The sequence below is a fragment of the Streptomyces torulosus genome, from assembly GCF_001419765.1.
Lineage (GTDB): Bacteria > Actinomycetota > Actinomycetes > Streptomycetales > Streptomycetaceae > Streptomyces > Streptomyces torulosus.
Genome location: NZ_LIRK01000086.1, coordinates 1 through 9,130 on the forward strand (window position 1 = coordinate 1; position 9,130 = coordinate 9,130).

The 9,130-nt window shown below is 67.5% G+C and carries 4 protein-coding genes; 2 read left to right on the plus strand and 2 right to left on the minus strand.

Annotation, left to right across the window (positions count from 1 at the left end):
• Together AOK23_RS07185 and AOK23_RS07190 are read left to right on the plus strand one after the other, a co-directional pair.
• A partial coding sequence (locus AOK23_RS07185; RefSeq protein ID WP_055711908.1) for a DEAD/DEAH box helicase occupies positions 1 to 2,825 on the plus strand: 2,825 nt, incomplete at its 5' end.
• A 23-nt stretch (positions 2,826 to 2,848) separates the two neighbouring features.
• Positions 2,849 to 7,930 carry a hypothetical protein gene (locus tag AOK23_RS07190; protein ID WP_055711909.1) on the plus strand — a complete coding sequence of 1,694 codons (5,082 nt, stop codon included), beginning with the start codon at positions 2,849 to 2,851 and terminating at the stop codon, positions 7,928 to 7,930.
• A 91-nt stretch (positions 7,931 to 8,021) separates the two neighbouring features.
• On the opposite strand, the gene AOK23_RS44600 is transcribed toward AOK23_RS07190, so the two are convergent.
• Entirely contained in the window at positions 8,022 to 8,225 is a 204-nt protein-coding gene (locus AOK23_RS44600; RefSeq protein ID WP_079049349.1) for a DUF397 domain-containing protein, read from the minus strand.
• A complete protein-coding gene (locus AOK23_RS07195; protein WP_055711910.1) occupies positions 8,222 to 9,037 on the minus strand; it encodes a helix-turn-helix domain-containing protein in 816 nt (271 codons plus the stop codon). The genes AOK23_RS44600 and AOK23_RS07195 overlap by 4 nt, the downstream gene beginning before the upstream one ends.
• Positions 9,038 to 9,130: the final 93 nt, after the last annotated feature.

Sequence of the window (9,130 nt, forward strand, 5' to 3'; positions counted from 1 at the left end):
CGGGCGCCCAGATCCTCGTACGGGACGAGGTGTGGCTGGTCCGCAACGCGACGCGGACCGAGCACGACGGCGCCCGGATCGAGGCGGTCGGCGCCTCGGACTTCGTGCGCGACCAGGAGGCGGTGTTCTTCACCGGGCTGGACCGGATCGAACTGCTCGACCCGCGGCACACCCGTCTGGTGCGGGACGACTCGCCCAACTTCCGCCGCTCGCGCCTGTTCCTGGAGGCGGTCCTGCGCAAGACGCCGCTGCCGCAGGCCGAACGCGGCCTCGCCCTCGCGGACTCCTTCCTCCTGGACTCCCTCCCCTACCAGCAGCGCCCCGCGCAACTGGCCCTGTCGGGCCGCAACCTGCGCCCCCGCGTGCTCATCGCGGACGTCGTCGGTCTCGGCAAGACCCTGGAGATCGGCCTCACCCTCGCCGAGCTGATCCGCCGCGGCCGCGGCGAGCGCATCCTCGTCGTCACCCCGCAGCACGTCCTGGAGCAGTTCCAGCACGAGTTGTGGACGCGGTTCGCGATCCCGCTCGTACGTCTGGACTCGGTGGGCATCGAGCGGATCCAGCGGGAGATCCCCGCGGGCCGCAACCCGTTCACCTACTTCAAGCGGGTCATCGTCTCCATCGACACCCTGAAGAACACCGACCAGTACAAGCACCACCTGGAGCGGATCACCTGGGACGCGGTCGTCATCGACGAGTCGCACAACCTCATCAACAAGGGCTCCCTGCGCAACCAGCTGGCCCGCACCCTCGCCCCGCACACGGACGCCCTGCTGCTGGCCTCGGCGACCCCGCACAACGGTGACGCGCGCTCCTTCGCCGAGCTGATCTCCCTGCTCGACCCGGCCGCTATCCGCGATCCCGAGCACTACCGCGCCGAGGACATCAAGCACCTGTTCATCCGCCGCACCAAGGTCAGCCCCGAGGTGCGCGAGCAGATGAAGGGCCAGTGGGCGGACCGCGGCCCCTCCCGCTCGATCCGGGTGACGGCCACGCCCGCCGAGGAGAAGGTCTTCGAGGAACTGGCCGCTGTCTGGCTGCCGTCCGACGGCTCGAAGTCGGTCAGTGACGTCCCCCTGTTCCCGTACACGCTGCTGAAGTCCTTCCTCTCCTCCCACGCGGCGCTGAAGTCCACGGTCGGCACCCGCATCAAGACGCTGGAGAAGAAGGGCACCCCGGAGGCGACGGCCGCCGAACGCGCGGCCCTGCACCGGCTGCTGGAACTCGCGTCGGGCATGACGGAGGAGGACTCCGGCAAGTTCGGGGCCCTGCTGGAACAGTTGCGGGAGATCGGGGTCGGGCCGAGGTCCGGCACCCGGGTCGTCGTCTTCTCCGAGCGGGTGCAGACCCTGGAGTGGCTGGCGCGGACCGTGCCGCAGGCGCTCGGCTTCAAGGGGAAGGCCGCGCAGGAGGCGGCCCGGGTCATGCACGGCGGCCTGTCGGACGAGCAGCAGATGCAGTGCGTGGAGGACTTCGGCCTCGCGGACACGCCCGTACGCATCCTGTTCACCGGCGACGTCGCCTCCGAGGGCGTCAACCTGCACCGCCAGTGCCACCAGCTCGTCCACTACGACGTGCCCTGGTCGCTGATCCGCATCGAGCAGCGCAACGGCCGTATCGACCGCTACGGGCAGGCGCACCAGCCGCAGTTCAGGGCGCTGATCCTGACCAGTTCCGTCGACGGCGCCAAGGACGACACCCTCGTCGCGGAGCGCCTGCTGGAGCGCGAGGCCCAGGCCCACCAGTCGCTCGGCACGGCGGAGGCGGTCTCCGGCCTCTACCGGGCGGAGGCCGAGGAGAAGTCCCTCATCCAGGACCTGCTGCGGGGCCGCACCGTGGACGAGTCCCTGGACGCCGACCGCACCTCCGACGCCGACGACGGCGTGGACGACTTCCTCGCCGACTTCTTCGGCGCCGTGAACGACGAACCGGAACAGGACGCGGCCACCGACACGGGCGGCGGCGACGGCACCGGGGCGGTGCCCAGGGCGCACGTGCCCCGGCTGTTCTCCTCCGCCCGCGAGTTCCTCGACGAGGCGCTGCGCGAGGTCTACCCGGACGCCCACGACCGGCTGGACCTGGCCGCCGACCCCGAGACCGGCCTGCTCTCCTTCGTCCCGCCGTCCGACCTGGTCCACCGACTCAAGGCGCTGCCCCCGGACTACGTCCGCGAGCAGGGCCTGCGCGACCGGCTGAAGGTCACCTTCAACCGGCGGCTCGCCGACCACAGCCTGACCCGCGCCCGCGCCTCGGCGACGTCGAGCTGGCCCGACATCTCCCTGCTGACCGACCTGCACCCGGTCATGGAGTGGCTGACCGACAAGGTCCTGGTCCGCCTGGACCGCCAGGAGGCCCCGGTGCTGACCGCCGACGTGCCGGAGCCCACCTACCTCGTGCAGGGCATCTACTCCAACGCGCTCGGCCGCCCCACCGTCGTCAGGTGGATGGCGGTCACCACGGACGGCGAGGTCGACGACGACATGGTGGCGGTGCTGCGCCGCGCGAAGGTCGGTCCGACGATGGCGAACCCGGGCCTCACCCACGACCCGGCCCGCCTCGCCGAGGCGATCCCCGCCGTCCTGGACACCGCGGAGGCGTTCCTGGAGCAGCGCCGCGAGGCGTGGGACGAACCGCTCAGGGCGCCGATCGAGCAGTACAAGGCCCGTCTGGGGTCGTGGGAACAGCCGACGCTGGCGAACGGCGCCGCCGGGCCTACCGGAACCCGCGAACGCCTCGCCTCCCTCGCGGACTCCCTCCTCACCACCGGCCGCCCGATGCTGCGGGTGCTCGCCGTCCTGGCCCCCGCCACCGCCCACGCCGCCTGACCGACCAGCAGAGGTTCCCGAAGATGACGTACGACAGCCTGGTCAACCGCGGCGACTACTTCTCCGCGCACTACCTCGCCGAGGTCCTCCCCAAGGATCTCAAGTCCGGCCTGCTCGCCGAGTGGAAGCAGCGCGAGGAGGACGCCGCCGGCGCCGAGCGGCCCGAGGGCGCCCTGCCGCTCACCCCGCGCGCGGGCCTGCGGGCGCTGCGCCGCCCCTACTTCGCGGCCCGCTCGTACTTCACGATGGACGAGGAGCGGGCGGCGACCGGCGACGACGCCGTGACGTACGACGCCCCCGAGTGGCGCGACCGCGTCCGCGCCCTCAACGGGGAGGTGCTGCGCGCCCTCGGCTTCGACGCCAAGCCGGGCACGCTCACCGTCGTCCGCGCCGACCAGTCCCACGAGGTGACGGTCGCGCACGCGGAGAAGGACCTCGTCGCCCTGGACTGCGGCTGGTCCGCCGAGCCCGACGACGCCCTGGACCCCGACGGCGCCGGACGCCTCCTGGACGAACTGCGCCTCGACGGCCAGCACACGATCACCACCGGCTCCAAGCTCGCCTCCTTCCTGTTCGCCTGCGAGGACGCCCCCCGCTACGTCCTGCTGCTGGTCGGTGGCGTCGTCGTGCTCGCCGACCGGGCCGCGTGGGGCGAGGGCCGCTACCTGGCGGTCTCGCTGGACGCGGCGCTGGAGCGCAACGATGTCAAGGCGGGCGGCGAACTCGACACGGTGGCCGCCCTGTTCGGCGCCGACTCGCTGCGCACCCCGGAGGAGGGAGGCGAGAACCCCCTCGCGTCCCTCCTCGACAAGTCGACCAAGCACGCGGTGGGCGTCTCCAGCGAACTCCGCGACGGCCTGCGGCTGAGCGTCGAACTGATCGCCAACGAGGTCCTGGACCGCCTGCGCGAGGCCGGCGTCCGCCCGGAGGAGGTCAAGGAACTCCCCGAGCTGGGCCGCCAGTTGACCCGCGAGTCACTGCGCTACCTGTACCGCGTCCTGTTCCTCCTCTACGCCGAGGCGCGCCCCGAGCTGGGCATCCTGCCCTCGGACTACCCCGAGTACCAGCTGGGCTACGGCCTCGGCCGCCTCGGCGAACTGATCGCCGAGCGCGACCTCGTCGACGAGAAGTCCCGCAAGGGCTTCTACCTGTACGAGTCGCTGGACCTGCTCTTCCGCAAGGTGCAGGAGGGCCACCGGCCGCGTCGTACGCACGGGTTGGACGCGGAGTCGGCTGGGGCCGCCCTGACAGCGAAGACGTCGGAGGACGTGGGCCTGCGCTTCGAGCCCCTGCACTCCAAGCTGTTCGAACCGGACGCGATCCGGCTGATCGGCCGGGACACCGTCCCGGACCCGCGCGTCGACACGGAGGCCGGCGGCGAGGACGAGCCGGGCGGGGAGCGCTTCGTCGACACCCGCCTGCGCAACGAGACCCTGTACCGGGTGCTGCGCCTGCTGATGCTGACCCGCGGCAAGAAGCGCGAGCGCGGCGGCTTCATCTCCTACGCCCAGCTCGGCATCAACCAGCTCGGCGCCGTGTACGAGGGCCTGATGTCCTACTCGGGCTTCGTCGCGGGTGAGGAGCTGTACGAGGTCGCGAAGAACGGCGACCCGAAGGACGGCTCCTGGCTGGTCCCGGCGACCAAGGCCGACGAGTACCCCGACGAGGTGTTCGTCCGGCACAAGGACGAGGACACCGGCGTGGAGGAGCGCGTACGGTACGCGCCGGGCGCGTTCGTGTACCGCCTGTCGGGCCGCGACCGTCAGACCTCTGCCTCCTACTACACCCCCGAGTCGCTGACCCGCGTGACGGTCCAGCTCGCGTTGCAGCACCGCCTGGACCAGGACGGCACGGTCACCGAGGCGCGTGAGCTGCTGGACTGGAAGATCTGCGAGCCGGCACTCGGCTCGGGCGCGTTCCTCAACGAGGCGATCAACCAGGTCGCGGCGGAGTACCTGCGGCGCCGCCAGGACGAGCTGGGCGTCGCCGTCGACACGGAGAAGTACGCGGTCGAGCTCCAGAAGACCAAGGCGTACATCGCCCTGCACAACTCCTACGGCGTGGACCTCAACAACACGGCAGTGGAGCTGGCGGAGGTGTCGCTGTGGCTGAACACCATGCACCCCGGCATGGAGGCCCCGTGGTTCGGCCTGCACCTGCGGCGCGGCAACTCGCTGATCGGCGGTCGTAGGGAGGTGTACTCCGCCGAGCGCCTGAAGAAGGGCGGCTGGCTGGGGACGACTCCGGAACGCTTCCCGCTGTCGGAGGCCCTGGCGGGCGCTTCGCTGCCGGAGGGCGCGGTGCACCACTTCCTCCTCCCGGCGAAGGAGTGGGGCGCGGTCGCCGCCGAGAAGGAGGCCAAGGCGCTGGCCCCGGAGGAGTCGAAGGCGCTGGCCGCCTGGCGCAAGGCGATCACCAAGTCCCCGAGCCCCGCGCAGACCAAGCGGTTGCAGGGCCTGGCGCGGCGGGCGGAGTACCTGTGGGGGCTGGTCGTGCGCCGGCTGGAGATCTCCGAGCGGGAGATCTCGCGGCGGATCAACGTATGGGGCGCGGAGGAGGGCTGGCTGCGCTCGCCGGAGGTCGCGGTCCCGAGGGAGAAGGTCAAGGCCGACCTGGAGGCGGTGGACACCCCGTACTGGCGTCTGAAGACGCTGATGGATGCTTGGTGCGCGCTGTGGTTCTGGCCGGTGCAGGAGGCTGCGCTGCTGGACGGTTCGCATGAGGCGTACGCGCGGGCGGCGGAGGTCGCCTCGCGGTCGGGTGAGTGGACAGTGTCGGCGGTCCCGGCCCAGTCGAGTACGCCCGCGCGGGAGACGTACGAGAAGGAGGACTTCTTCGGCGGGGTCGAGGTCGTAGAGGTCAAGTCCAAGGGCGCGCGGGGCGGCAGCCGCAAGGAACAGATCCGTGGCGAGCGCCGCCCGGTGATCGCGCTGGCGTCGCTGGACGACTGGCTGGACTTCGCAGAGTCGCTGCTGGGCACGCACGACGTGGCCGCGGACTCGCTGGTGGCCCAGTTCGACACACTGGACGCGCTGGAGCGGTACGAGGACGAACTGCCCGAGTGGATGGGCATGGAGCGGTTCTACTCGCTGGAGTCGCGGTATCCGTGGGCGGGGGTTGCTCGGGACGTGGCTGAGCGGCAGGGGTTCTTTCACTGGGAGTTGGAGTTCGGGCAGGTGTTTGCCCGGGGCGGGTATGACTTGCAGGTGGGGAATCCGCCTTGGGTTCGGCCGCGGTGGCAGGAGGCCGGGATCCTGGCAGAAGTTGAACCTTGGTTCATGCTGGTGGAGAAGCCACGCGTAGAGGAATGGCGCCTCCGTAAAAATGAGGCCCTCAGGACGGCCTCACATCACGTTTCGTACTTCCTAGAGGAGCTCTCCTCCACCGTTTCTTCCCTCGCCTACCTCGGCAATGTCACAACCTATCCCGCACTCGTCGCAACACAACCCGATCTTTATCGGGCATTCATGTGCCGCTCTTGGCTCAACCTCCACGAATACGGCATCGCCGGCCTAATCCACCCGGACACTCATTTCGTTGGAATCAACGAGGCTGCACTGCGCTCCTCCACCTATTCCCACCTTCGCTTTCACGCACACTTCTTGAATAAAGCGCAAATTTTCAGCGAAGTCGACGGCAGCGCACAGTTCGGCGTACACATTTACGGATCACAGCAGTCGAACATCGAATTCCTGCACATGAGCTGGATACTCGCCCCGGAAGTGGTCACTCGCTCGATCTCCCACGATGGTGCGGGCGAGATTCCAGGGATCAAGAAGGACCGTCGATGGGATCTTCGACCCCACCGTGCTCGCCTCATCTCCGTCAATCACAGCCTTCTGTCCGACTGGGGAAATCTATCCCGGGAGGAAGGCAATCAAAACACTACAGCCCCGCTCCTCTACCCAGTATCGACGGACGAGAACGGTGCCATTTCTGCCCTCTCCAAGGTTGAGACACACCTGGCCTCCCTGTCTCCATTCCTAGCCCGCGGATTCGATGAAAGTCGCGCCAAAGCAGCCGGCCTCATCAGATGGAACACCAGCAAGACCGAGAATTTCTCTCAAGTGGTCCTCCAGGGCCCTCACATTGGAATTGCAACACCATTCCAAAAACAGCCAAATATTCCCTGCCGAAATAAGAACGACTGGACTCCCTGGAATCTCATCACACTGCCCGAAAAAATCTCGCCCGCGAGTAATTTTCAGCGAACTGAAGCTGGCTCACGATATTCATCGCTAGAAGAGTGGAACGGAGCATCCTCAACTAGCTTCTTTCGCCTGGCCTGGCGCAGAATGATCCCCCCGAGCAACGAGCGATCTTTGTTTGCCGCAATCATTCCCCCGGGTCCAGCCCACGTTTACGGCGTGCAATCGATGGCCTTGGCCAATGATCGCATGACCGCCCTTATCGCAGGCTTCTGGGCGTCATTGCCACTCGATTATCTGTTGCGCATCACTGGGCGTTCCGACCTTACGCCTGCTACTGCAAAGCAGATGCCTGCGCCTGACCCCATGCATCCTCTCGCACCCGCCCTACTCCTACGCACTCTGCGCCTAAATGCTCTGACCGCACATTACGCCCCACTCTGGCAGGAGCTGTTTCACCCCACCTGGCCGGGCTACGAAAATTGGGCCAATCCTAACTGGCCAAACCTGAATCCGCTGGCCGCGCATCTCCAGTCGGCGTGGAACTATGACACACCTCTGCGCACGGAGTATGAACGCCGAGCCGCACTTGTCGAACTGGACGCCCTCACCTCGGTCTGGCTCGGCATCACTTCAGACCAACTTGTCGCAATCTACAAATCCCGCTACCCAGTCCTGTCTGACTACGAGTCGGAGATGTATTTCGACGCGAAGGGCCGGAAGATTGCCGCGAATCACAACGCTTACGGTTACGGCCAGACCAAGCAGGACTACATTGACCTCTTGGCCTACTTGGAGAGCCCGAGGAGCACTCCGCCCCCGGCCGGTTACACCGCCCCCTTCTACAAGGCGGACCGCGAGGCCGAGATGCGGGCCGCGCACTCACACTTCCAAGCTCGTTTGGACAAGGAGATTACCGTCGGCCGCTGGACACGACCTGGGGACCGCGAGGCCTGAGCGCCATTTCTTATAGTGAAGGTGGGCGCTTCCTTGAGAAACGCCCACCTCGCAACCCTCTGTATGCCTCCGCACGGCTGACCGTACAAACTCAAAATGTCCCAAGCAGCTTCGACCACGCGACCGAGCCGACTGTCAGTACCGGCCCGGCCTCCGCCGTCTGCTTTGAGTCCCGCACGTGAACGGCACTGCCAGCGACAGCGACCTCCACACACTCACCACCCTCGCCGCTGCTGTAGGTGCTCTTGTGCCAGACCAGTCCACCGTTCGCCTGCGCTTCGTCCACGGCATTCATCGCTCTCCCTGTAGCTTTTCGATCAGCTGCAACGACTCGCGGGGGGTCAGTGCCTGCGCGCGCAGGATGCCGTACTGCTCCTCGTACTCACGCACCGAACTCCGCTCGTGGAACAGACGGCTTTCCTTCTGGACCTCCACATAGGCGATCCTCTGACCTTTCAGCGTTTCGATCAAGGTGAACGGACCTGCCAGTGCAGCATGTTCGACGACTTCAGTCGGCATGACCTGCATCTCGACGTTCCGGCTCTGCCCACGCAGGTAGATCTGCTCCAACTGCCCACGCCAGATGCTCCACCCGCCGATAGGTCGTCGCAACACCGTCTCTTCGATCACGAAACTGATCGTCGGCAACGGCCTGCGGTCGAAGATCTCCTGCCGGGCGAGGCGAGCCGCCACCCTCTCGGAGATAACCCTTTCGTCCAGGAGAGGGCGCCGCGCGTCGAACACCGCCCGCGCGTACTCCTCCGTCTGCAACAACCCCGGCACAGCCTGGTTGGCATAAACATGCAGCTCAACCGCCTCCGCCTCCAACCTCGCCGCGTCCCGGAAGAACGCCGGATACCGCGCCCGCCCCACCTCCTCCTTCATCACCGTCAGCAGACCGCCGGCCTCCAGCACAACGTCCGCCCGGTCGATGAAATCCGGTTTCGGGATGCGCCGCCCCAGCTCCACCGACGTGACCATGTCCTCGCTGTAACCGAGCTGCGCGCCCAGCTCCGCCCTCGTCAGCCCCCGGCTCGTCCGCAGCAACCGCAACTGCTGCCCGAAGCACCGGATGACGCCCGTCTCGCTCTCACCGTGAGCCGTCATGGTGACCTCATCTCGCCCACCCGCCCAGCAGTGCCCGCCCCTCGACCCGACGCAGACACCACACCCGTCCGTCACTCAGAGCTCACTCTAAGG